Here is a 23,424-nt window from a genome sequence, read left to right as displayed (position 1 = left end):
CAAATCTCAATCTAGGGGAACAGTCTGCCTTATCAGGCATGTCCTGCATCAGAAGAAAGCTGACTCGGATCGATCCCCAGTTTTTCTACTGCTTTTTTCCAACGGTCTGTAATTGGAGTATCAAAGATGATTTCTGGCGTAGCTTCTATGGTCAGCCAAGAGTTTTCAACTAACTCATTTTCCAGCTGCCCTGCGCTCCAACCTGCGTAGCCCAAAGCAACCAAATAGTCGCTTGGCTCAGCTTCGGTCCCCAACACAGTCAGAATGTCTCGCGAGGTTGTCACTGCAAGCTCATCAGTCATCTGAATACTGGATTCATAGTAATCTTTCGGTTTATGCAGAATAAAGCCACGATCTTCTGAGATCGGGCCGCCGTTATATACAGGCCGGTCAAGGCTTGCTTCGAACAAACGCGGGTGTACAGGTTGTACTTTGACTTGCTTAAGCATGTTACCCACGGTGATATCGACTGGCGCATTGATTATCAACCCCATTGCGCCTTCTTCGTTGTGCTCGCAGACGTAGATCACGCTATTCTGGAAATAGGGATCTTTCATTCCAGGCATGGCAACTAAAAAATGGTTTGTGAGGTTCATATTCATACTGATCCTTAGGACTCAGAAGTGCACTTAAGCAAATTGGCAATATATGCATGAATTTGCTTAAGTTTGCATTTAGCTCTCTACTATAACTTTACTATATATTTAGGGTCTGTTGACCTTTCGCGCTGATTTTTGCAGCTGTTTGTGGGTTCTTTATACAAGGCAGAGGCTTTGAAATGTAGTTGGCCTACCTGATAAGCCGATAACGCAGTAGAAAGTATCCACAAACGCTGCCCGAAGGGTTCGGCTAAAAGCGCTTTACTCTTTGTTGAGAGGTATTTTGCTTAGAATGACTAGGCTATAAACCTCTCGCCGCGATTAAAACGCTTTTATCTCGAACAAAAATTAACCACGCAAGATAAACAGACCCTATTTATTCGCCTTTTACTCGGCGTTCAATGGCATCCATTAGTTTGCCCGTAATTGAGATATCAAATGCTGCTTCGATTTCACGAATACAGGTCGGGCTGGTTACGTTGATTTCTGTCAGCTTATCGCCAATCACATCAAGACCCACAAAAATAAGACCTTTTTCTTTCAGAGTTGGTGCTACGGTTTGGGCAATTTTAATGTCTGTTTCACTTAGAGGACGAGCTTCACCCGTGCCGCCCGCCGCAAGGTTACCGCGCGTTTCGCCTTTCGCCGGAATACGTGCCAGACAGTAAGGCATTGGCTCGCCGTCAACCACGAGAATGCGCTTGTCACCATTGCTGATATCAGGCACGAATGTTTGTGCCATCGCGTAATGCTGACCATGGTTAGTCAGCGTTTCGATGATCACTGATACGTTTGGATCGTTCTCATTTACGCGGAAAATAGACGCACCGCCCATACCGTCAAGAGGCTTTAAGATCACATCGCCGTGTTCTTCACGGAATGCTTTAATCTTTTCAGCTTTACGGGTAACGATAGTGGTTGGAGTCAATTCAGGGAACCATGCTGTAAACAACTTCTCATTGCAGTCACGAAGGCTCTGAGGTTTGTTGACGATCAGTGTGCCTTGCTCTTCTGCACGCTCAAGGATGTACGTTGCGTAGATGTATTCAGTGTCAAACGGAGGATCTTTACGCATCAGAACCGCGTCTAACTCAGATAGCTCGATAGTTTGCTCTGATTTGAATTCGTACCAGCCGTTTGGATCTTCTTTTAGCTCAACCACTTTGGTGTCGGCAATGGCCACACCTTGGTCGAGGTGAAGATCATTCATTTCCATGTAGTGGATTTCGTAGCCGCGGCGTTGCGCTTCAAGCATCATGGCAAAGCTAGAGTCTTTCTTGATGTTAATGGACGAAATTGGGTCCATTACAATACCGAGTTTGATCATTATTTTTCTCCGTTTTAACCAAGATCGCCGAAACGAACTTGTAAAGCTGTAATTGCGGTAAGAGCCGCTGTTTCGGTGCGAAGTACACGCGGACCGAGAAGCGTCTCTTCAAATTGGTACTCGCGCGTCATATCGATTTCTTCAGCTGACAAACCGCCTTCAGGGCCAATCAGCAGGCGCACTTTTTCAACTGGTGTAGGCAGGGTGTTGATCGAGTATTTGGCACGAGGGTGAAGGTTGAGCTTAAGTCCATCGTACTCTTCTTTGCTCCACTCTTCCAAGCTCATGATTGGGCGAATTTCTGGAACGATGTTACGTCCACACTGCTCGCAAGCACTGATAGCAATCTTCTGCCATTGGGCCAGTTTCTTCTCAAATCGTTTTTGATCGAGCTTTACGCCACAACGTTCAGAAATAAGGGGAGTGATGGTATTTACTCCGAGTTCGACTGACTTCTGAATGGTGAACTCCATCTTGTCGCCTCGTGAAATCACCTGTCCTAGGTGAAGATCCAAAGGGGATTCAATGCTGTTCTCTACGCGCTCAGAGATGTCTACGAGGACATTCTTTTTGCTGACTTCTGCGATAACTGCGGGAAACTCTGCACCACTACCGTCAAATAGGAGAACTTCCTGACCTTCCTTCATACGAAGTACGCGGCCAATATGGCCAGCGGCGTCGTCACTTAAAGCGAGTGTACCAAGTTGGTGAATGGTTTCTGGATGATAAATTCGAGGGATACGCATGAGATTTCCAGCAAGAGAATAAACTTAGTTCCTAACATGGATGCTTTCCATCGAAAAAACAAGGGGCAAGAGGCGTTTCAATTGGAGTAAATGAAACGCCTCAAACAGAAAGATTAGCGATTGTCGCGATTGGTGAGGATTACAGTGCGCGACAGGCCTCTTGAACGAATGGATTATGGTTGCCTTGTACTTTGGCAATGCGCTTATCGCGTTCGCATTCCCATTTATCGGCTGGGTAGGTTTTGTTCCATGCACTCATTAACTGAGTTTGTTGCTTGGACAGTTTGAAGCCGTACTCCTTGCTCATATAAAGATAGGTACGAGCGATGGAGCCGCGTGCTCGATCGGGTGGCATGACTTTGCGTTGCTTGAAGTTTACCTGGACTTCACAACGACCATAGGTTGCGCCATCGATCCCATTCCACTGACTGAAATTGTAGTTAGAGCGATCACCATTTACCTCACCAATCGCAGGAGTCAGGTTGTGCAGATCGGCTTCCATTGAGCGGAATGTTTTGTCATTACGCGAGCAGTTTTTACGACCACCGCTTTGCCAGCATTGCAGCTGGTGCCCAAATTGCCAAGCTGGAACGACATGTTCCCACTCGATGCGTGAAGCACGCTTTTCTTGTTTGCGAACCTGGTAACCACAAGAGGAAAGATCAGGTAAGCCTTTCTTGCCTTGCCATTGAATATCACAGCCGCAATAAAAGCTGGTGGGATGATCTTGATAGATTTTTACCGCTTCGCGCTTAGCGGCTGAAAATGAACTTGGTGGCGCGGCCACGGCGGCACTGGATAGTGCAAGAATGAATAAAGAGAACAGGTATTTCATAGTTAAAGTCTTTAAAAAGTATGACTTTATCCATTCTATCACTCAGATATTAGCTTTCGTAATAAGCAAGTTAATAATAACAAAAGAAATGTTGGTCAATATTTCCTATTGAGACTTAATTGAACTGAGGATTAGGAAAGCTGGACACCAGTGAAGCTAAGAGGCTGACGACATTTTTGACACGAATACACGGCTTGTTTGCGCAGCACTTTGTTGTGACGGCGAATAGAAAGGGGATATGTCGTGCAGCGACATCGGTATTCGAAGGTTTTGCCTTGAACGGAAGAGACTTCGAAACTATGTGTGGTTTTGGCCGGAACGTTAAATACGGATTCCATTACGGTTTGCCACTCTTTGCCATGAGGACGGACGCGACCGTAAACCTGATATGTGATTAAGTGAGCGACCTCATGCGGTATCACTTCTTGCAAGAACGCTTGGGTGTTTTCTTTAAATAAAACCGGGTTAAGGCGAATCTCATTGAGCTGAAGGTACGCTTTTCCTGCTGCTTTACCTCGGACTTTAAAGGTCAGGCTGGGAATAGGGAATGAACGCTTAAAAGCATGTTCAGCTAATGCGATATAGTGCGCCATCACCTGTTTTGCTTTGTAGCTTAGTTCAATGTCCATTCGTTCCTCTCAAGTTCAATAAAAAGCCCCCGCAGTTGCGAGGGCCGGATCATAGCATCACTGAATTAAGGTGTGTGTTTTTTCTTAATCGTTGCATGGTAGGCGTGCCAAGTACCGTAGCCGAGAATAGGCATAGTAAACAGCATACCGATTCCGTAGGTGGCGAAACCAATTAAGATACCCCCACAGATGATTGCCGCCCACACGATCATTGCTGGAATGTTGGATTTGACCGCATTAAAGCTGGTGAATACCGCCGTCATCATGTCAACTCTGCGCTCCATCATTAATGGAATAGAGAAGGCAGAAATGCTGAATACCACGCTTGCTAGTACAAAACCAATGAGTGACCCAATCACTAAGAAGGGCAAGAACTCTGTCAGCGGTGCACCTTGAACGGAAGGGTACAATGCATGGAGAAGTGCGGCGATTCGCATCCAGAAAATCATACAAACCGCAAGCAGAACCGCAAATGCCCATTGAGAGCTTGAGTTACGACCTATCGCTTTCATTGAGTGGAACAGGCGAGCTTTGTGGCCGCGCTCTCGTTCCCAACTGGCATCATACAAACCTAGGGCTAAAAATGGCCCAATAAGCATATAGACGATCAAACTCGGCATCACGACAAGGTGCGTCCCTTGCCATTGCACAAGCAATACGATGCCAATCGCTGCTGCCATGAAGCACAGTCCATAAAAGGCACTAATGAGTGGCATACGCACGAAGTCATGAAGCCCTAGCGCGAGCCAGTGGAAAGGCGCGCTAAGATTGACCGTGTTGCACGGAATGGTTCTAGCGTATTCGTTATCAGGGACTTCCTTTCGTTTACTATGGAAGTCGGATGGATTGACTGTTCGAGGCATAACTCCTCCTTGGCTTATTCCTACACAGTTGTCTGTCAAATGACTTGTACCCATCGGAGTAAATAATTGTTCATTCTAACGCGTTCAAATACTCGATAATTCCGCGACAATGTTTGACTGGAAAATAATTATTTATCAAAACATTACGCGTTAATTTCAGGCGTTTTGACTACGCTATTCCTGACAGTTTGCTTACTTGGATTGGTACTAACCCCTATAAGTTTTAAAAGCATAAAGGATGTTTAGCTAACGTTTTCCCCAAGGTTGCTGTCGTCACACTAGCTTACATCCACGTTGTTACGGAAACGCAATTTAACAATATTTTAACTATTGGCGGAGTTGGGGGAATTTACAACTATTTGCTTAAAATTTGTTCTTAGTGGGTGGGGCTGGAGGATAGAGAAGGAGGGGAGTCGGGGGAAACAAAAAGCCCCCACCATAAGGCGAGGGCTTTGGAAATTCAGAGCAAGCTCGATTACTTGATGCCAGCGAATTCGCGAAGAAGTGCTGCTTTATCAGTCGCTTCCCATGGGAACTCTTCACGACCAAAGTGGCCGTATGCTGCTGTCTTCTTGTAGATTGGCTGCAGAAGGTTAAGCATTTCTTGCAGACCGTATGGACGTAGGTCGAAGAACTGACGTACTGCTTCGATGATGATGTCGTGAGATACTTTCTCAGTACCAAACGTTTCCACCATGATTGACGTTGGATCTGCCACACCGATAGCGTAAGAAAGTTGGATTTCACAACGGTCAGCCATACCAGCTGCAACGATGTTTTTCGCTACGTAACGCGCTGCGTATGCTGCACTACGGTCAACTTTTGATGGATCTTTACCTGAGAACGCACCACCACCGTGACGAGCCGCACCGCCGTAAGTATCTACGATAATCTTACGACCAGTTAGACCACAGTCACCCATTGGACCACCGATTACGAAACGGCCAGTTGGGTTGATGAAGAAGTTAGTCTCTTTGTTGATCCACTCTGAAGGTAGAACTGGCTTGATGATCTCTTCCATTACCGCTTCACGCAGTTCAGGAGTTGAGATTGAATCACAGTGCTGAGTTGATAGAACAACAGCATCGATACCTACGATCTTACCTTGGTCGTATTGGAACGTTACCTGAGATTTCGCATCTGGACGTAACCAAGGAAGTGTACCGTTCTTACGTACTTCTGCTTGTTTTTCAACAAGACGGTGAGAGTAAGTAATTGGAGCTGGCATTAAAACTTCAGTTTCGTTACATGCGTAACCGAACATGATGCCTTGGTCACCGGCGCCTTGCTCTTTTGGATCCGCTTTATCAACACCTTGGTTGATATCTGGTGACTGTTTACCAATTGTGTTTAGTACTGCACAAGAGTTCGCATCAAAACCCATATCTGAGTGTACGTAGCCGATTTCACGAACGGTTTCACGAGTTAGCTCTTCAATGTCAACCCATGCTGAAGTCGTGATTTCACCACCCACCATTACCATACCGGTTTTAACGTAAGTCTCACATGCAACACGAGCCTTTGGATCTTGCTCTAGAATCGCGTCAAGAACCGCATCAGAAATCTGGTCTGCAATTTTATCTGGATGACCTTCTGATACTGACTCAGAAGTAAACAGGTGCTTAGCCATGTTAGCTCCACTATATCTGGTTTAAAACTGGAGCATGATAAACGCTCCAGCGCAAAATAATACTAATATATGCAGGTGTATCTACATCTAGACGGCTATTCTAAGTTTGATTGCTCGAATTACAAGCTCTTTTTTGGTTTTTGTCACAACTAAACGTTTGCGTGAGTTATTTATTATTTTGGGAGTTTCAGGGGATTTAAATTCACAGATGCAATATTTGTGAGGTTTTGGGGTGGAAATCGTTTGCACACCCTGAGGGGCTTTGAGAGAATTATGACCAATTTTTTCGTTTCGCTTAACGTACTCAGGAGCAGACATGTCGTCTCGTAAACATCTTGCCAATGCAATCCGTGCTCTAAGCATGGATGGTGTTCAACAAGCTAACTCAGGTCACCCAGGTGCACCTATGGGTATGGCTGATATCGCTGAAGTTCTTTGGCGCTCTCATCTAAACCACAACCCATCGAACCCAGAATGGGCTGATCGTGACCGTTTTGTACTTTCAAACGGCCATGGCTCAATGTTGATTTACTCTCTACTACACCTAACGGGTTATGAGCTATCAATCGACGATCTGAAAAACTTCCGTCAGCTTCATTCAAAAACTCCGGGTCACCCAGAGTACGGTTATGCACCAGGTATCGAGACAACAACAGGTCCTCTAGGTCAAGGCATTACTAACGCAGTTGGTATGGCAATGGCTGAAAAAGCACTTGCTGCACAGTTCAACAAAGAAGGCCACGACATCGTTGACCACTTCACTTATGCGTTCTTAGGTGATGGCTGTCTGATGGAAGGTATTTCGCACGAAGCTTGTTCTTTGGCGGGCACACTAGGTCTTGGCAAACTGATCGCGTTCTGGGATGACAACGGCATCTCTATCGATGGTCACGTTGAAGGTTGGTTCTCTGACGATACACCTAAGCGTTTTGAAGCGTACGGCTGGCACGTAATCCCTGCAGTAGACGGTCACGATCCTGATGCGATCAATGCTGCAATTGAAGCGGCTAAAGCAGACCCTCGTCCTACATTAATCTGTACTAAGACGATCATCGGTTTCGGCTCTCCTAACAAGTCTGGTTCTCACGACTGTCACGGTGCGCCTCTAGGTCAAGATGAAGTTCAAGCGGCACGCGAGTACCTTGGTTGGGAATTCGGTCCATTTGAAATCCCTGCAGATGTATACGCAGAGTGGGATGCAAAAGAAGCTGGCGCAGCAAAAGAAGCGGCTTGGAACGAGAAATTTGATGCTTACGCTGCGGCTTACCCAGCAGAAGCGGCTGAGCTGAAGCGTCGTCTAAACGGCGAGCTACCTGCACAGTGGGAAGAGAAAGCAAACCAAATCATTGCTGATCTTCAATCAAACCCAGCAAATATCGCGTCACGTAAAGCCTCTCAAAATGCGCTAGAGGCGTTTGGTCAAATGCTTCCAGAATTCATGGGCGGCTCTGCTGACCTTGCACCTTCTAACCTTACTATGTGGTCTGGCTCTAAGTCTCTTGAAGCGAATGACTTCTCAGGTAACTACATCCACTACGGTGTGCGTGAGTTTGGTATGACAGCGATCATGAACGGTATCGCGCTACACGGCGGTTTCGTTCCTTACGGTGCAACGTTCCTGATGTTCATGGAATACGCTCGTAACGCAATGCGCATGGCGGCTCTGATGAAAGTTCAGAACATCCAGGTATACACGCACGATTCTATCGGTCTTGGCGAAGATGGCCCAACTCACCAACCAGTTGAGCAAATGGCTTCTCTACGTCTGACTCCAAACATGAGCACATGGCGTCCATGTGACCAGGTTGAATCAGCAGTGGCTTGGAAACTAGCGATTGAACGTAAAGATGCACCAACAGCACTTATCTTCTCTCGTCAGAACCTAGCACAACAAGAGCGTACTGCAGAGCAAGTAGCAGACATCGCGAAAGGTGCTTACATCCTGAAAGATTGCGAAGGCAAGCCAGAGCTTATCCTTATCGCAACAGGTTCAGAAGTTGAGCTAGCGGTTGAAGCAGCAGCGCAGCTAACTGCAGAAGGCAAGCAAGTACGTGTTGTTTCAATGCCATCAACAGATGCATTCGACAAACAAGACGCAGCTTACCGTGAAGCAGTACTGCCATCAGACGTTACAGCGCGTATCGCTATCGAAGCGGGCATCGCAGACTTCTGGTACAAGTATGTAGGCTTCGGCGGCAAGATCATCGGTATGACTACCTTCGGTGAATCTGCACCAGCAGGCGAACTGTTCAAGATGTTCGGTTTTACTACAGAAAACGTAGTAAATACTGCAAAAGAGCTATTAGCGTAATTAAATACGTTAATGAAAAGCCGAGCAGCGATGCTCGGCTTTTTTATACCCATAGTGTCGGTAAAAAGCACATACTTAATGCGTTTTTGTTTGTCATCGGGTACTATCTGTGACACGAATTATTGGTAGGGCGAAGGATAAATGCTAAAGGTTGCGATCAATGGATTTGGGCGTATAGGTCGTAATGTTCTGCGAGCTGTGTACGAAAGCGGCAAACATCAGCAGATTAAGGTTGTAGCGGTAAATGAGCTGGCTCAGCCTGAAGCGATGGCGCACTTACTTCAATATGACACCAGTCATGGCCGTTTTGGCAAAAAGATCTCTCATGACCAAGAGCACTTATATGTTCACCACAACTCATGCCACCAAGATGCTGGCGAATATGATGCTATCCGGATCTTACACCTAGCCGACATTGAACTTCTTCCTTGGCGTGACCTCGAAGTTGACATCGTATTAGATTGTACGGGTGTCTATGGCTGTAAAGCTGACGGCTTAGCGCATATAGAAGCGGGTGCTAAAAAAGTACTGTTTTCCCACCCAGGGGCAGCCGACATCGATAACACTATTATCTACGGTGTAAACCACGAAACCCTTAAAGATGAACATGTCGTTGTTTCTAATGGTTCCTGCACGACAAACTGTATCGTTCCTATCATCAAAGTCTTAGATGAAGCATTCGGAATTGAGTCTGGCACCATTACGACTATCCATTCATCTATGAACGATCAACAGGTCATCGACGCTTACCATAGCGATTTACGTCGTACCCGTGCTGCAAGCCAATCTATCATTCCTGTTGACACCAAGTTGCATAAGGGGATTGAAAGAATCTTCCCGAAATTTTCTAACAAATTTGAAGCTATTTCCGTTCGCGTTCCGACAGTTAACGTTACTGCAATGGATTTAAGTGTCACAATTAGTACAAATGTGAAAGTTAATGACGTAAATCAAACCATTGTTAACGCATCTCAGTGTACATTACGTGACATTGTTGACTATACTGAATCGCCACTCGTTTCCATCGATTTTAATCACGACCCCCATAGTGCGATTGTGGATGGAACTCAAACAAGAGTGAGTAACGGGCAGCTAGTAAAAATGCTCGTATGGTGCGATAACGAATGGGGCTTTGCTAATCGGATGCTGGATACCGCTTTAGCAATGCAAGCTGCGAAGTAATCCGTAAAGCAGCAGTGGAAAAATATTTATTTTTAACCTTGAAATAAATATTGGATGTCTCCATATTCTATAACCAGTTTGAAGAATTAACAGGCTTGGCAGGGTTGCCGAGTTTTCAAAAACTTTAATTTTTAAATATTTGAGAGGACACAACATGTCTGTAATCAAGATGACTGACCTGGATCTTGCAGGTAAACGTGTATTTATCCGTGCTGACCTAAACGTGCCAGTAAAAGACGGAAAAGTAACTTCTGATGCACGTATCATCGCATCTCTTCCAACTATTAAGCACTGCCTAGAAGCAGGCGCTAAAGTAATGGTTACTTCTCACCTAGGTCGCCCAACTGAAGGTGAATACGCTGAAGAGTTCTCTCTACAACCTGTTGTTAACTACCTAAACGACGCACTAGATTGCGAAGTTAAGCTAGCAAAAGACTACCTAGATGGCCTAGAGCTAAACGCTGGTGAACTTGTTGTTCTAGAAAACGTTCGCTTCAACAAAGGCGAAAAGAAAAACGAAGAAGAGCTATCTAAGAAGTACGCAGCACTATGTGACGTATTCGTAATGGATGCATTCGGTACGGCTCACCGTGCTCAAGCGTCAACTCACGGCGTTGGTATGCACGCTCCAGTAGCTTGTGCTGGTCCTCTACTAGCAAACGAACTAGATGCACTAGGCAAAGCAATGGACAACCCAGCTCGTCCAATGGTTGCTATCGTAGGTGGTTCAAAAGTTTCTACTAAACTGACTGTTCTTGAGTCTCTATCTAAAATCGCTGACCAGCTTGTTGTTGGTGGCGGTATCGCAAACACATTCATCGCAGCTGCGGGCCACAACGTTGGTAAGTCTCTATACGAAGCAGACCTAGTAGACACAGCTAAGAAGCTAATGGATGAGTGTGCAATTCCAGTAGCAACTGACGTTGCATGTGCGAAAGCATTCGATGAAAACGCAGAAGCTGAAATCAAAGACGTTTCTGAAGTTCAAGACGACGACATGATCTTCGACCTTGGCCCTGACTCAACAGCGGCACTAGCTGAGATTCTTAAAAACGCGAAAACTATCCTTTGGAATGGTCCAGTAGGTGTATTCGAGTTCAAGAACTTCGAAGCTGGTACTAAAGGTATCTCTGAAGCTATCGCAACTTCTGAAGGCTTCTCTGTTGCAGGTGGTGGTGACACGCTAGCAGCTATCGACAAGTTCGGTATCAAAGCTGACGTATCTTACATCTCTACTGGTGGCGGCGCTTTCCTTGAGTTTGTAGAAGGTAAAGTTCTTCCTGCAGTAGAAATGCTAGAAGCACGCGCTAAGTAATTAAAGCAAAGCGGGGGAGTTATTCTCCCGCTTTGTTGTTTGCTGCAACGTGAGAGGAACTCTGCTAGAATAGCCTCTGTTGTGAGCAAACGTTTGCAAGATTTTCAACTTAACAAGTTTTGTTTAAAAACGACAGATAAATAGGATTGAATCCATGTCTAAGATCTTCGACTTCGTAAAACCAGGTGTTATCTCTGGCGATGACGTTCAGAAAGTTTTTGAAGTAGCGAAAGAAAACAACTTCGCACTTCCAGCTGTAAACGTTGTAGGTACTGACTCTGTAAACGCAGTACTAGAAGCAGCAGCAAAAGTTAAAGCTCCAGTTGTTGTTCAGTTCTCTAACGGCGGCGCAGCTTTCTTCGCTGGTAAAGGCGTGAAACTTGAAGGTCAAGGTGCTCAAATCCTTGGTGCTGTAGCTGGTGCTAAATACGTTCACGCTGTAGCTGAAGCTTACGGTGTACCAGTAATTCTACACACTGACCACGCTGCTAAGAAACTTCTACCTTGGATCGACGGTCTACTAGATGCTGGTGAAGAGCACTTCGCTCAAACTGGTAAGCCTCTATTCTCTTCTCACATGATCGACCTTTCTGAAGAGTCTCTAGAAGAGAACATCGAAATCTGTGCTAAATACCTAGAGCGTATGGCTAAGATGAACATGACTCTAGAGATCGAACTAGGTTGTACTGGTGGTGAAGAAGACGGCGTAGATAACTCTGACATGGACGCATCTGAGCTTTACACTTCTCCAGAAGACGTTGCTTACGCATACGAGAAACTAAGTGCAGTTAGCCACCGTTTCACTATCGCAGCATCTTTCGGTAACGTACACGGCGTTTACAAGCCAGGTAACGTTGTTCTTACTCCAACTATCCTACGTGATTCTCAAGCGTACGTTTCTGAGAAGTTCGGCCTACCAGCTAACTCTCTAAACTTCGTATTCCACGGTGGTTCTGGTTCTTCTCAAGCAGAAATCCAAGAGTCTATCGGTTACGGTGTTATCAAAATGAACATCGATACAGATACACAGTGGGCAACTTGGGATGGTATCCGTAAGTACGAAGCTGAAAACCACGATTACCTACAAGGTCAAATCGGTAACCCAACTGGCGAAGACGCGCCAAACAAGAAGTACTACGATCCACGCGTATGGCTACGTGCTGGTCAAGCTTCAATGGTTACTCGTCTTGAGCAAGCATTTGCTGACCTTAACGCAGTTGACGTACTATAATTCGATTGAATTAAAGTTGTTAAAAACCCGCTCATTGAGCGGGTTTTTTTATGTCTTCAATCTGCTGTTTATCTGATTGGCGCTCTTTAAAACCTACGATCGTTATTGAATAATTTACTACCAGCATTGGTTGTGTATGATTGGTATACAACAGGTTGCTTTTTGTAGACTGCATGTTTGGATTTAGGTAATAAAAGTAGCGAAATGGGTTAGCATTGCGTAACCTGTAACAGGCAGATATAGGAAAACTCTGATAACGTCTTGTTTTGCTTCTCTTTGCGAAATTCTGACTTTGCAAAACGTCAAAGTTGATATATCGTGCCAAAATTCTGACACTGTTCAGTTTTATAATAGTGATATTGTTACAGATAAGAACCTATAAAAAATAAGGTTCATAAATAAGCGGCAATTGGTTTTATATCTTGATTTGAGGATAAGCATTATGGCAGGTGAATCGGTGGGTATCGATAACACATTAACAGATGGGCTGACTAAAGCTGAGACTTGGCTTTCAAACAACTCAGACCTTCTTGTTCAATATGGTGTAAACATTATTTCAGCACTGATTATTCTATTTATCGGTAATATTATCGTTAAAGCAGTCGCTGGAAGTGTAGCTAAAGTACTTGAAAAGAAAAACATGGATAAGGCTGTCGTTGAATTTATTCACGGTCTTGTTCGTTACTTACTGTTCGTTATCGTTCTTATCGCCGCTCTTGGTCGTGTAGGTGTTCAAACTGCCTCTGTAGTTGCGGTAATCGGTGCGGCTGGTCTTGCTGTTGGTCTTGCTCTGCAAGGTTCACTATCAAACTTTGCGGCAGGCGTGCTTATCGTTGCATTCCGTCCATTTAAGTCTGGCGATTATGTAGAAATCGGTGGTGTAGCGGGTAGTGTTGAAGCAATTCAAATTTTCCAAACGATTCTAAAAACGCCTGATAACAAAATGGTTGTAGTTCCTAACTCTTCAGTTATTGGCGGTGCAATCACTAACTACTCTCGTCACGCGACTCGCCGTGTTGATTTGGTTATTGGTGTTTCTTATAAAGCGGATCTGAAACTAACTAAGAAAGTTATCCGTGAAACACTAGAAAAAGATCCACGCATCCTTAAAGATCCAGATATGACAATCGGTGTACTGGCTCTAGCGGATTCTTCAGTTAACTTTGTTGTTCGTCCTTGGGTTAAAACGGCAGATTACTGGGGCGTTTACTTTGACTCAATGCAAGGCATCAAAGAAGCTTTGGATGCAAATGGCATCGAGATTCCATTCCCACAAATGGATATTCACCTGAACAAAGTAGAAGCGTAATCAAAGCGAATTTCTATTTAGAGAGCGAGGCAAATTTGCCTCGCTTTTTTTATGCATATTTTTTATGCATAGTAGAGAAGGTTATCTACATTAAGTTTCTGCATAACGAGAGTTATCACCAGTATTTGGCTAGCAACTCGCTCGCTAGAACATAGGCGATAGCAAACATCATCAATGCGACACCAATATCTATGCCTTTTTTCACTTTAGGCTTAGACAGAGTCGGACCCAATTTGGCTGCACCCAGAGATAGGGTAAAGAACCACACAAACGAGGCCATCATGGTGCCCAGTGCAAATGCGATGCGGTCATGTCCCTCAAACTGGCCACCAATAGAACCAAGAATAACGACGGTGTCTAAGTACAAATGTGGGTTCAATACCGTAACTGCAAGTGCGCCTAAAATCACGGTGCGACGACCACGAGCTATTACTTCCCCTTTGGTTTCCGATTCATTTTCTGGCTTGAATGCACTTCTCATTGATAGATAACCATAGACACTTAGGAAAGCAATACCACCGAGCGTTACAGCGGTCAGAAGCATTTCATTTTGCGATAAAACCGCACCACCACCGAATATACCAAGAGAAATAAACAGCATATCCAGAATGCTGCAGATGGTGGCTGTGGTGAGATGGTGGTTGCGTTTTATGCCTTGATTCAAGACATAAGCATTTTGCGCGCCAATCGGAATGATCATCGATGCCCCTAATCCAAACCCTTGCAATACAACCCAAAAACTCACAATTCACCTCAAAAAATAGCAATTAAATTCACGAAGAGGAGCAAGATAAAGGCTTTGATGAAATAAGTATAATTAATGATTTTAATATATTATTAGTAAAACTTATCAAGATGGATGAAGAGGGAAATTTTCATGAGAGGGCTGGATTATAAGTGGATAGAAGCGCTTGATGCCGTCGTCTATCAAGGAAGCTTTGAGCGAGCCGCTGAGAGCCTTTATGTCTCTCAATCTGCTATTTCTCAGAGAATTAAACAGTTAGAAAAGTTTCTTGCTCAACCTGTACTTATTCGTGAGCAGCCACCTAAGCCGACGCCAATAGGCAAGAAGCTGCTCGGGTTGTATCGTCGGGTTCGCATGCTGGAACATGAAATCCTACCTGAACTAAAAAATGACACCACTACACGCCCGGTTCAGTTGTCGTTGGCGACGAATGCGGACAGCTTGGCTACGTGGCTGTTACCTGCATTGCAAGATGTGATGAAAACTCGTCAAGTTGAGTTAAAACTCGCTATTTATGGTGAATCGCGCTCTATTGAAAAGCTAAGAAGTGGGGAAGTTGCAGGAGCCATCAGCCTGGAATCTCAGGCTATTCCTGGCTGTAGAGCGGACTATTTAGGACGTATTGATTATGTCTGTGTTGCTAGCCCTGAATTCTATCAACGTTATTTTTCTGAGGGCGTAAACAATAAAACACTCTCTAAAGCCCCAGCCGTATCGTACGATCAATATGATGATCTACATAAAGCCTTTCTTACCAAGCATTTTAATGTGCGCCCCGATAGCGTGATTCATCATAATATAAGCAGCTCTGAAGCGTTTCTGAAAATGGCGATGGCGGGTGTTGCGTATTGCCTGATTCCCCGTTTACAGATCTCGAATGAATTGGAGCAAGGTTCGCTCATTGATATTACTCCGGGATTCCTGATGACCTATCGAATTTACTGGCATCACTGGCAATTGGAAACCGGCGTATTACAAGAAATTTCGCAGGCAATCGTCGGTTATGCTCAACGTCATTTACCGCAGTAGAATGCAATAACAATGACGTTAACGCGTACCTCTTGCATTGATTTGGTTAAAAATTACACCAAAGTTACACAGTCAAAGTTGTGTTAGAAGTGGGCGAGGGTGGTTGGATAATCGTCGAAAGTTCCTATTATCAAGCATTATATGCTCAAAGCTTTCTAAGTTTTTGGGTATTCCCCCGGACGGCTTCAGTGGTTTTCGCTACTGTATTTTTGCTCTGGGACATGTCTTTTATATATGGATGGATCTGTCGAATGAAACTGTATTCGTGTTTGCTGGCTACTTTGCTCAGCCTTACCAGTGTTTCAGCCCTAGCTACTACACCTGAATTTGCACACGTAACGACAACAGGTTATGGCGAGGTAATTGCTACGCCAGATATGGCGACTTTTTCGGTTAAAGTGGTGGATACGACGATGACTGCCGAGCAAGCGAAGCTGTCGGTGGATACGACTGTCGATGAGTTTTTGCAAAAACTGTCAGATGCAGGATTATCTAAAGACAGTATTACCAGTTCGAATCTGTACCTGGCTCCTCAATACCATTATCCAAAATCGGGTAAGGCTGAGCTGGTAGGTTATCGCGCCTCTCGCAGTATTAACGTTACGGTTAAGGATTTAGCCAACCTTAATCAGTACCTTGATATGGCAATACAAGCGGGTATTAACCAGGTTGATAATATTCAGCTTAAGGTGAGTAATCAGGCTGAGTATCAACAGAAAGCTCGCTTGGCTGCGATCAAAGATGCCAGAGAAAGTGCTGCCTCTTTAGCTTCTGGCTTTGATAAGACTCTGGGGGATATCTGGCGGGTCAACTACAACAACACTTACCCAACACCAGTTTTAATGCGCTCCATGGCGATGGAAGGCAAGCAGAATGCCAATAGTTATCAGGACTCTACGATGGTGATCCGAGATCAGGTAGAGGTTATCTACAAGCTGAAATAAGGCGCATCCTATTTTCAGATATAAAAAAGGCAGGGAAATTCCCTGCCTTTATTGTTTCTGTGCTTCTTAGTGAAGAATACGAGAACGAATCGTGCCTTCGATACTTTTCAGCTTGATAAGTGCTTCTTCTGAACGTTCAGTTTCCACATCGATAACCACGTAGCCGATTTCAGCTGCAGTTTGCAGGTACTGTGCGGCGATGTTGATGCCTTCTTCAGCAAAGATAGTGTTTATCTGAGTCAGGATACCTGGGCGGTTTTTGTGGATGTGTAGCAAGCGAGAAACTTCACCACCGTGCTCAGGTAGAGATACTTCAGGGAAGTTTACGCTTGAAAGCGTTGAACCGTTGTCAGAGTATTTCGCTAGTTTGCCAGCCACTTCTACACCGATGTTTTCTTGCGCTTCTTGCGTAGAACCACCGACGTGTGGAGTCAGAATAACATTGTCGAACTTCTGTAGTGGAGATTCGAACGGGTCTGCGTTTGTTTTTGGTTCAACAGGGAATACATCAATAGCTGCACCAGCCAGATGACCTGCTTCTAACGTGCTGCAAAGAGCTGGAATATCAACAACGGTACCACGAGCAGCGTTGATAAAGATTGCGCCTGGTTTCATGCGAGCAAACTCTTCTTCACCCATCATGTTCTTCGTTTCAGGTGTTTCTGGAACATGCAGTGAGATAACATCACATTTATTCAGTAGTTCGCTCATGGTATGAACTTGCGTGGCATTACCAAGAGACAACTTGTTTTCGATGTCGTAGTAGTAAACGCGCATACCAAGGTTTTCAGCGATAATACCCAGCTGAGTTCCGATGTGGCCGTAACCGATAATACCAAGACGCTTACCACGAGCTTCGTAAGAGTTATCTGCGCTCTTTTTCCAAATGCCGCGATGTGCAAGTGCGTTCTTTTCAGGAATGCCTCGTAGAAGCAATAGAATCTGACCAAGAACCAGCTCGGCTACGCTTCGAGTGTTTGAGAAAGGTGCGTTAAACACAGGAACGCCACGTTTTGCAGCCGCGTCGAGATCGACTTGGTTAGTACCGATACAAAAACAGCCAATAGCAACCAGTTTGTTTGCCGCATTGATCACTTCTTCCGATAGATTAGTGCGGGAGCGAATGCCGATGAAGTGAACATCTTTAACCGCTTCAATCAGTTCCTCTTCAGGAAGTGAACCTTTGTGGTATTCAATGTTGGTGTAACCAGCAGCTTGAAGAACTTCAACTGAAGAAGGGTGAAGTCCCTCAAGTAAGAGGATCTTAATCTTGTCTTTTTCCAGCGAAACTTTGGCCATTTTTTCTCGTCCTTAAAATGGAAAGGTGGGCTAATATGGCGCACATTGGGCAAAACCATTAAAAAGGGGATAATTAATAGTTTTGTAGGAGGACAAACGTTTCCTTGTGCGTCTTCTGTTCAATAAAGTAACAAAAAAAAATAGCTTTGGGTAAGAAAATTACGGAATAAGGAATAATTTTATTTGGTGAAAGAATGAAAAACGGTGCTTTGCAGCACCGTATGTAATGAAATAACCGAAAAATGAACCTGATAGGCGAATTATCTAGGTTTTTTACTCTTCGATTTTTGCACCTTCAGGCGTGCCTGTGATAACCACATCCGCACCACGATGAGCAAACAGACCATTAGTGACAACACCTGCGATGCTGTTGATCTTATCTTCCATTTCTTTCGGGTTAGTGATCTGCATGTTGTGTACATCCAGAATCACGTTGCCGTTATCTGTCACTACGCCTTCGCGGTAAGCAGGGTCACCACCAAGTTTAACCAATTCACGTGCCACGTATGAGCGAGCCATTGGGATCACTTCTACAGGTAATGGGAACTGACCTAGAACATCTACTGCTTTTGTATCGTCCACAATGCACACGAACTTTTCTGAGATTGCTGCGACGATTTTTTCACGTGTTAACGCGGCGCCACCACCTTTGATCATGTCACGCGTTGGGTTGATTTCATCCGCGCCATCAACATAAACATCTAGCTTAATTACGTCGTTACACTCAAATACTTCAATACCAAGCTCTTTTAGACGCTCAGTCGAAGCTACAGAGCTAGAGACTGCACCTTTGATATCGTCTTTGATAGTCCCTAGTGCATCGATGAAGTGATTCACGGTAGAGCCAGTGCCTACACCGACAATGCTGCCTTTTTCAACATATTTTAATGCTGCCCAACCAGCCGCTTTTTTCATTTCATCTTGAGTCATGCCAATCTCCTGAATAGATGTTCGTTAACATTTGCGGCGTGATTATAGCGGGTAAGTGCTAGTTTTCCCATTGCCAGATTCGGCTTGGAGTCACGATCTTAGGCAGTGGAATGTCCCAGCTTTCAATTGGCAGGCGTTCAACATGCTGGCAGTCATGAGCGATACCAACAGGTGTGGCACCTTCACCACTGGCAAACCAATGTGAAAGGGTGCGATCGTAATATCCACCGCCCATTCCTAGACGATGGCCAATACTGTCGAAACCTACCAATGGCGTGCAGATAAGATCGAGCTGGCGAACAGGCATAAGGTGGCGAATATCGAGCTTTGGCTCAAGAATGCCATATTTGTTGTAGATGAGTTGATCATCACTCAGGTACTGAAGAAACAGTAACTGACCTTTTGAAAAAGGATGGATGACTGGTAGATATATTGATTTCCCTTGTTGCCATAGCCACTCGATAAGGGGCTTGGTATCCAGTTCACCATCCGCAGAAAGATAAATAGCAATGTGCTGAGAATGCTGTATTTCAGGAAGTTGGGAAAATTGACTGACTAGGTCGAGCGCCGCTTGAAACTGTGTGTCACTACATAGAGCGTTACGTTTTTCACGGATCAATTTACGAAAGTCTTGTCGAGAAAGTTCTGACATAGAGGAATACCCCAGGGTGCCGTTGAGGATTGTGGCCCTTGAACCAGCTGGTTCAAGGCGGATCAGCACTGATAACCGTAGGCTTCTCGGTACATGCCAAGCTTGCTCAATAGTTACCAAATACTAACCCTTAGGTATTGCTTATCGGCTCAGGGACTTACATCCTGCTGACGCACACCCCAGGGTAAATTTTGTATTTACTGCTGTCCTTGCGTAACTTTACTTAATGCGTTCTCTAGAGACGCAGTGAGCTGTTCCATTCGCTCAGTAATTTCTTGCTGTTGCCCGCTCGATTCGTATGACTTGGTCTGTAATTCATAACAAATGTTCAACGCGGCAAAAGTCAGCAGCTGAATTTCATTGGTTACCTTAGTACGTTCGCTCATCTCTTTCAATCGTCGATCGAGATCTTTTGCTGCTGCAACGAGAGACTCTTCTTGGCCCGCAGGACAATTCACTCGAGTTACTTTGCCTAGTATTTGAACGTCGATCGCTTGATTGCTCATGATGAATAAACTCTATATTCGCGCTATCTAAGGTGTTGCTCTATGCAACTACCGAGGAGGAAACTATAGGAAAACCGCTATTAAGATTCAAGCATTTCCCATCACAGAAAGAGAAATGATGACGTGATCACACAGGAATTCGGCAAATTGAGCAAATGGTGTTCAAAATGAATTTGATAGTCGTTTCGGACGACTAGGCTTGATGGTAGGATATATCGAAACAAATTTATGCAAGAATGAGCCAAGCTATGAGTGAAATCACCCTTCCTGAATACCAATCTATTGCTGCTGAGTTAAAATCTGCAAGTCTGGCGGTTACCCCGGCAGAGTTACACGGGTTGCTTGTCGGCATGCTAAGTGGTGGATTGGCGATTAACGACCAAACCTGGCAACCAATCCTGTTTGATTACACTAACGACGGCATGGGCTGGCCTGCTACATCGTTAGCGTTCGCACAGAGCGTATTCAAAGTTTCTGTCAGTGAGCTTACCGGCTCTTCAATGGAGCTGTCGTTGTTACTGCCAGATGAAGCTGGTGAAGAAGGTTTGTTTGCTTTAGCCGACGGTTTGTCTGATTTTGTTAACCACTTTATCTCTGGCTTAGGTTTGGCTGGCATTGCGATTGGCAAAGCTTCTGACGATGTAAAGGAAGCGTTGGCCGATTTAGAAGAAATTGCCAAGTTGGGTATTGATGAAGACGACGATCTTGGCGAGCAAGCGCAGCTGCTTGAGCAAGTGATCGAACATGTTAAAGCGTGTGTTCTGACTATCCATGCCGAGTTTGGTGCACGACCTGATAGCAGTGACAGTAAACCAACGATCCACTAATTACAGATTGTTCAGAGGTAAGTAAGCATGAGGCAATATGATGTAGTCATTGCTGGTGGTGCTATGGCTGGTGCGACGTTGGCACTGGCGATCGAACACTTATCCAAGGCGGCTCTGCGCATTGCTGTCGTCGAGCCATTTAAAGCTCAGTCGGATTCCCACCCCGGGTTTGACTCGCGCTCTATCGCCTTATCATACGGAACCGTTAATCTTCTGCGCCACTTACAGCTTTGGTCAGTCATCGAGCCTTTTGCTACGCCAATTGAACATATCCATGTTTCTGATCGTTCTCATGCAGGGATGACTGATATCACCAAGCAAGAGGTTGGGGTTGAAGCGCTGGGATATGTGGTTGAGCTTGCTGATGTCGGGCGTGTTTACCAAGAGCTACTTACAAGTAGTGCCTCGATAGATTTCTTCTGTCCCGACTCCGTCACCTATATTGAGCGAGAGCAAGATCATACTCAGGTTGAATTAAGCAGCGGGGAAAAGCTAGAAGCTAAGCTTTTAGTCGCGGCCGATGGTGCCGTTTCACAGTGCTGCCAGCAAGTCGGATTAGAGTTGTCTGAACATGACTTTGAGCAAGTGGCTATAATTGCTAACATCGTAACTCAGGAGCCGCATCAAGGGCGTGCGTTTGAACGTTTTACTGAAAACGGCCCCGTCGCTTTGCTGCCGATGAGTGACAACCGTATGTCGCTGGTGTGGTGTTTGCACCCGGATGAAGCTGAATCCGTTTTGGCACTCTCTGAGAGTGAATTTCTTGCACGCTTACAGCAGGATTTTGGCTGGCGTTTAGGTGCCCTTAAGAAAGTAGGGCTACGTGCAAGTTACCCGCTATTGCTACGTCATCGTAAGCAGAATATTTCACACCGTTTTGCAATTGTGGGCAACGCCGCTCAAACACTGCACCCGATCGCCGGGCAAGGCTTCAACCTGGGTATTCGTGATGTGGTGTCTCTGGCTGAAGAAGTTATTAAGCAGAGTGAAGATGTTGGGCGTTATCAAGGCTTGATGCGTTTTAGTCAGCGTCGTGAAGCAGACCGTAGAGAAACCATCTGGTTAACGAGCTCGCTCGTGCATGTTTTTTCAAATGATTTACCCGCGATGCGAATCGGGCGCAATGCCGCTTTAGCCGCGATGGATAACCTTTCTATTTTTAAGCAGCCACTTCTACGCCACACTCTTGGCTTAGTAAAACGATGATCGGTTGCAACGAATTAGCTAAAAACTAGGTAAGTAAAAGCAATGATGCAAAGTGTAGATATCGCCATCATCGGCGGAGGAATGGTTGGGTTAGCGCTTGCCGCCGCATTCAAAGACAGTGACCTGCGAATCGCTGTCATTGAAGGTAGTGTACCTGACGATAAACTGAATGAACTGCCCGATGTGCGCGTGTCTGCATTGAGTCGCTCTAGTGAAACCATATTACGTAAGCTGGGAGCCTGGCAGGGCATTGAACAGCGCAGAGCGTCGCCATACTATGGTATGGAAGTTTGGGAACAGGACAGCTTTGCCAAAATAGAGTTTGATGCCCAAAGCATGGCGCAGCCTGATCTGGGCCATATTGTTGAAAACAGAGTGATTCAACTGGCACTGCTGGAGCAAGTTGAGAAGCAAGACAACGTGACGCTGTTTATGCCTGCCCGTTGCGCTACATTGGCCGTTGGTGAGCAAGAAAGCTGGCTAACACTGGATAATGGACAAGCGATGACGGCCAAACTAGTGGTTGGTGCGGATGGTGCAAACTCTTGGCTGCGTCGTCAGATGGACATTCCTCTTACTCATTGGGATTACGGCCATAGCGCGTTGGTCGCAAATGTAAAAACTGCCGAACCGCATAACCATATCGCGCGTCAGATTTTTACTCCACATGGCCCATTGGCACTATTACCAATGTCTCAACCTAATATGTGCTCCATTGTTTGGTCGACAGAGCCAGACAGAGCTGAGCATTTACTTGCTATGGATGAACATGAATTCAATAAAGCGTTAACCAGTGAGTTCGATGCACGTCTTGGCTTGTGTGGGGTTGTAGGCGCACGCGCCGCATTTCCGCTTAAAATGCGTTATGCACGAGACTTTGTCGTCGAACGAGTAGCATTAGTGGGTGACGCTGCGCATACCATTCATCCACTTGCTGGCCAAGGTGTGAACTTGGGGCTTCTGGATGCAGCAAGTTTGGCTCAGGAAGTTCTGGCTTTATGGAATCAAGGGCAGGATATTGGTAGTAAGCGTAACCTTCGCAGTTACGAGCGCTGGCGTAAAGCGGAATCGGCTAAGATGATTGCTGCTATGCAAGGTTTCCGTGACTTGTTCTCTGGTGAGAATCCGGCTAAGAAGCTGATACGTGGTATTGGTTTGAGCCTGGCTGGGCAATTACCTGGGGCGAAAGATGAGATCATGAAACGAGCGCTCGGCTTGAAAGGTGATCTGCCAGAGTTAGCACGTCAATAGATGTTTATCTGAGAACAAAAAAAGGCTGAATCATTCAGCCTTTTAATCAGTGAGTGTT

22 protein-coding genes and 1 other RNA gene are annotated in these 23,424 nt (G+C 45.3%); 10 read left to right on the top strand and 13 right to left on the bottom strand.

What is annotated here, in order from left to right; genetic code table 11:
* Positions 1–32: 32 nt before the first annotated feature.
* From VER99_RS12065 to metK, 7 genes are all read right to left on the bottom strand, one after another.
* The gene (locus VER99_RS12065; RefSeq protein ID WP_014233029.1) at positions 33–596 is read right to left on the bottom strand and encodes a YqgE/AlgH family protein; all 564 of its coding nucleotides are present in this window, start codon (positions 594–596) and stop codon (positions 33–35) included.
* 379 nt (positions 597–975) lie between these two features.
* Entirely contained in the window at positions 976–1,926 is a 951-nt protein-coding gene (gshB, locus tag VER99_RS12060; RefSeq protein ID WP_020333997.1) for a glutathione synthase, read from the bottom strand.
* 14 nt (positions 1,927–1,940) lie between these two features.
* Entirely contained in the window at positions 1,941–2,672 is a 732-nt protein-coding gene (rsmE, locus tag VER99_RS12055; protein ID WP_020333996.1) for a 16S rRNA (uracil(1498)-N(3))-methyltransferase, read from the bottom strand.
* A 139-nt stretch (positions 2,673–2,811) separates the two neighbouring features.
* Entirely contained in the window at positions 2,812–3,507 is a 696-nt protein-coding gene (gene endA / locus VER99_RS12050; RefSeq protein WP_020333995.1) for a deoxyribonuclease I, read from the bottom strand.
* A 131-nt stretch (positions 3,508–3,638) separates the two neighbouring features.
* On the bottom strand, positions 3,639–4,136 hold the full coding sequence (locus VER99_RS12045) for a SprT family zinc-dependent metalloprotease (RefSeq protein ID WP_020333994.1): 498 nt from the start codon (positions 4,134–4,136) through the stop codon (positions 3,639–3,641).
* 65 nt (positions 4,137–4,201) lie between these two features.
* On the bottom strand, positions 4,202–4,999 hold the full coding sequence (locus VER99_RS12040; protein WP_014233024.1) for a DUF2189 domain-containing protein: 798 nt from the start codon (positions 4,997–4,999) through the stop codon (positions 4,202–4,204).
* A 475-nt stretch (positions 5,000–5,474) separates the two neighbouring features.
* Entirely contained in the window at positions 5,475–6,629 is a 1,155-nt protein-coding gene (gene metK / locus VER99_RS12035) for a methionine adenosyltransferase (RefSeq protein WP_014233023.1), read from the bottom strand.
* 316 nt (positions 6,630–6,945) lie between these two features.
* On the opposite strand from metK, the gene tkt reads away from it, so the two are divergent.
* From tkt to mscS, 5 genes are all read left to right on the top strand, one after another.
* Positions 6,946–8,940, top strand: a complete 1,995-nt coding sequence (gene tkt, locus VER99_RS12030) for a transketolase (protein ID WP_020333990.1) — start codon at positions 6,946–6,948, stop codon at positions 8,938–8,940.
* Positions 8,941–9,081: 141 nt separating this feature from the next.
* A complete protein-coding gene (epd, locus tag VER99_RS12025; RefSeq protein WP_014233020.1) occupies positions 9,082–10,122 on the top strand; it encodes an erythrose-4-phosphate dehydrogenase in 1,041 nt (346 codons plus the stop codon).
* A gap of 154 nt (positions 10,123–10,276) precedes the next feature.
* Positions 10,277–11,437 carry a phosphoglycerate kinase gene (locus tag VER99_RS12020; RefSeq protein WP_014233019.1) on the top strand — a complete coding sequence of 387 codons (1,161 nt, stop codon included), beginning with the start codon at positions 10,277–10,279 and terminating at the stop codon, positions 11,435–11,437.
* A 154-nt stretch (positions 11,438–11,591) separates the two neighbouring features.
* The gene (gene fbaA, locus VER99_RS12015; RefSeq protein WP_014233018.1) at positions 11,592–12,668 is read left to right on the top strand and encodes a class II fructose-bisphosphate aldolase; all 1,077 of its coding nucleotides are present in this window, start codon (positions 11,592–11,594) and stop codon (positions 12,666–12,668) included.
* 442 nt (positions 12,669–13,110) lie between these two features.
* Complete coding sequence (mscS, locus tag VER99_RS12010) at positions 13,111–13,977, top strand: small-conductance mechanosensitive channel MscS (RefSeq protein ID WP_014233017.1); 867 nt, start codon at positions 13,111–13,113, stop codon at positions 13,975–13,977.
* A 115-nt stretch (positions 13,978–14,092) separates the two neighbouring features.
* Here mscS and VER99_RS12005 read toward each other — a convergent pair whose 3' ends face one another.
* Entirely contained in the window at positions 14,093–14,722 is a 630-nt protein-coding gene (locus VER99_RS12005) for a LysE/ArgO family amino acid transporter (RefSeq protein ID WP_024372923.1), read from the bottom strand.
* Positions 14,723–14,854: 132 nt separating this feature from the next.
* Here VER99_RS12005 and VER99_RS12000 point away from each other — a divergent pair, with 132 nt between their 5' ends.
* Both VER99_RS12000 and VER99_RS11995 read left to right on the top strand, forming a co-directional pair.
* A complete protein-coding gene (locus VER99_RS12000) occupies positions 14,855–15,751 on the top strand; it encodes a LysR family transcriptional regulator ArgP (protein ID WP_020333988.1) in 897 nt (298 codons plus the stop codon).
* A 251-nt stretch (positions 15,752–16,002) separates the two neighbouring features.
* Positions 16,003–16,695 carry an oxidative stress defense protein gene (locus tag VER99_RS11995; protein ID WP_014233014.1) on the top strand — a complete coding sequence of 231 codons (693 nt, stop codon included), beginning with the start codon at positions 16,003–16,005 and terminating at the stop codon, positions 16,693–16,695.
* Between the two features lie 66 nt (positions 16,696–16,761).
* Here VER99_RS11995 and serA read toward each other — a convergent pair whose 3' ends face one another.
* The 5 genes from serA to VER99_RS11970 all read right to left on the bottom strand — a co-directional run bounded on the left by serA (position 16,762) and on the right by VER99_RS11970 (position 20,082).
* Entirely contained in the window at positions 16,762–17,994 is a 1,233-nt protein-coding gene (gene serA / locus VER99_RS11990; protein ID WP_014233013.1) for a phosphoglycerate dehydrogenase, read from the bottom strand.
* A 273-nt stretch (positions 17,995–18,267) separates the two neighbouring features.
* A complete protein-coding gene (rpiA, locus tag VER99_RS11985; RefSeq protein ID WP_014233012.1) occupies positions 18,268–18,924 on the bottom strand; it encodes a ribose-5-phosphate isomerase RpiA in 657 nt (218 codons plus the stop codon).
* Positions 18,925–18,982: 58 nt separating this feature from the next.
* A complete protein-coding gene (locus VER99_RS11980; protein ID WP_020333987.1) occupies positions 18,983–19,576 on the bottom strand; it encodes a 5-formyltetrahydrofolate cyclo-ligase in 594 nt (197 codons plus the stop codon).
* A gap of 4 nt (positions 19,577–19,580) precedes the next feature.
* Positions 19,581–19,765, bottom strand: a non-coding RNA gene (gene ssrS / locus VER99_RS11975) — 6S RNA.
* Positions 19,766–19,773: 8 nt separating this feature from the next.
* Positions 19,774–20,082 (bottom strand): cell division protein ZapA, encoded by a 309-nt coding sequence (locus tag VER99_RS11970; RefSeq protein WP_020333986.1) that lies wholly within the window; start codon positions 20,080–20,082, stop codon positions 19,774–19,776.
* 248 nt (positions 20,083–20,330) lie between these two features.
* On the opposite strand from VER99_RS11970, the gene VER99_RS11965 reads away from it, so the two are divergent.
* Genes VER99_RS11965 through VER99_RS11955 form a run of 3 tightly spaced genes read left to right on the top strand, consistent with a single transcriptional unit; the run spans position 20,331 to position 23,366 of the window.
* A complete protein-coding gene (locus tag VER99_RS11965; protein ID WP_020333985.1) occupies positions 20,331–20,909 on the top strand; it encodes a YecA/YgfB family protein in 579 nt (192 codons plus the stop codon).
* Between the two features lie 27 nt (positions 20,910–20,936).
* Positions 20,937–22,115 (top strand): 2-octaprenyl-6-methoxyphenyl hydroxylase, encoded by a 1,179-nt coding sequence (gene ubiH, locus VER99_RS11960; RefSeq protein ID WP_020333984.1) that lies wholly within the window; start codon positions 20,937–20,939, stop codon positions 22,113–22,115.
* Between the two features lie 42 nt (positions 22,116–22,157).
* Positions 22,158–23,366, top strand: coding sequence for an FAD-dependent 2-octaprenylphenol hydroxylase (locus tag VER99_RS11955; protein WP_020333983.1), 1,209 nt, complete (start codon positions 22,158–22,160; stop codon positions 23,364–23,366).
* The last annotated feature ends 58 nt before the right edge of the window (positions 23,367–23,424 follow it).

The organism is Vibrio natriegens NBRC 15636 = ATCC 14048 = DSM 759 (assembly GCF_035621455.1).
GTDB classification, from domain to species: Bacteria; Pseudomonadota; Gammaproteobacteria; order Enterobacterales; family Vibrionaceae; genus Vibrio; species Vibrio natriegens.
This window is presented reverse-complemented; position numbering and strand designations above follow the sequence as displayed.

What these genes read in the sequence shown, in the direction of transcription:
- rsmE (WP_020333996.1), bottom strand. Translation starts at nt 2,672, where the DNA reads ATGCGTATCCCTCGAATTTATCATCCAGAAACCATTCACCAACTTGGT.
- VER99_RS12020 (WP_014233019.1), top strand. Translation starts at nt 10,277, where the DNA reads ATGTCTGTAATCAAGATGACTGACCTGGATCTTGCAGGTAAACGTGTA.
- VER99_RS12045 (WP_020333994.1), bottom strand. Translation starts at nt 4,136, where the DNA reads ATGGACATTGAACTAAGCTACAAAGCAAAACAGGTGATGGCGCACTAT.
- VER99_RS11970 (WP_020333986.1), bottom strand. Translation starts at nt 20,082, where the DNA reads ATGAGCAATCAAGCGATCGACGTTCAAATACTAGGCAAAGTAACTCGA.
- VER99_RS11995 (WP_014233014.1), top strand. Translation starts at nt 16,003, where the DNA reads ATGAAACTGTATTCGTGTTTGCTGGCTACTTTGCTCAGCCTTACCAGT.
- gshB (WP_020333997.1), bottom strand. Translation starts at nt 1,926, where the DNA reads ATGATCAAACTCGGTATTGTAATGGACCCAATTTCGTCCATTAACATC.
- serA (WP_014233013.1), bottom strand. Translation starts at nt 17,994, where the DNA reads ATGGCCAAAGTTTCGCTGGAAAAAGACAAGATTAAGATCCTCTTACTT.
- endA (WP_020333995.1), bottom strand. Translation starts at nt 3,507, where the DNA reads ATGAAATACCTGTTCTCTTTATTCATTCTTGCACTATCCAGTGCCGCC.
- VER99_RS11965 (WP_020333985.1), top strand. Translation starts at nt 20,331, where the DNA reads ATGAGTGAAATCACCCTTCCTGAATACCAATCTATTGCTGCTGAGTTA.
- VER99_RS12065 (WP_014233029.1), bottom strand. Translation starts at nt 596, where the DNA reads ATGAACCTCACAAACCATTTTTTAGTTGCCATGCCTGGAATGAAAGAT.
- ubiH (WP_020333984.1), top strand. Translation starts at nt 20,937, where the DNA reads ATGAGGCAATATGATGTAGTCATTGCTGGTGGTGCTATGGCTGGTGCG.
- fbaA (WP_014233018.1), top strand. Translation starts at nt 11,592, where the DNA reads ATGTCTAAGATCTTCGACTTCGTAAAACCAGGTGTTATCTCTGGCGAT.
- VER99_RS12040 (WP_014233024.1), bottom strand. Translation starts at nt 4,999, where the DNA reads ATGCCTCGAACAGTCAATCCATCCGACTTCCATAGTAAACGAAAGGAA.
- mscS (WP_014233017.1), top strand. Translation starts at nt 13,111, where the DNA reads ATGGCAGGTGAATCGGTGGGTATCGATAACACATTAACAGATGGGCTG.
- rpiA (WP_014233012.1), bottom strand. Translation starts at nt 18,924, where the DNA reads ATGACTCAAGATGAAATGAAAAAAGCGGCTGGTTGGGCAGCATTAAAA.
- epd (WP_014233020.1), top strand. Translation starts at nt 9,082, where the DNA reads ATGCTAAAGGTTGCGATCAATGGATTTGGGCGTATAGGTCGTAATGTT.
- tkt (WP_020333990.1), top strand. Translation starts at nt 6,946, where the DNA reads ATGTCGTCTCGTAAACATCTTGCCAATGCAATCCGTGCTCTAAGCATG.
- VER99_RS12000 (WP_020333988.1), top strand. Translation starts at nt 14,855, where the DNA reads ATGAGAGGGCTGGATTATAAGTGGATAGAAGCGCTTGATGCCGTCGTC.
- VER99_RS11955 (WP_020333983.1), top strand. Translation starts at nt 22,158, where the DNA reads ATGATGCAAAGTGTAGATATCGCCATCATCGGCGGAGGAATGGTTGGG.
- VER99_RS11980 (WP_020333987.1), bottom strand. Translation starts at nt 19,576, where the DNA reads ATGTCAGAACTTTCTCGACAAGACTTTCGTAAATTGATCCGTGAAAAA.
- metK (WP_014233023.1), bottom strand. Translation starts at nt 6,629, where the DNA reads ATGGCTAAGCACCTGTTTACTTCTGAGTCAGTATCAGAAGGTCATCCA.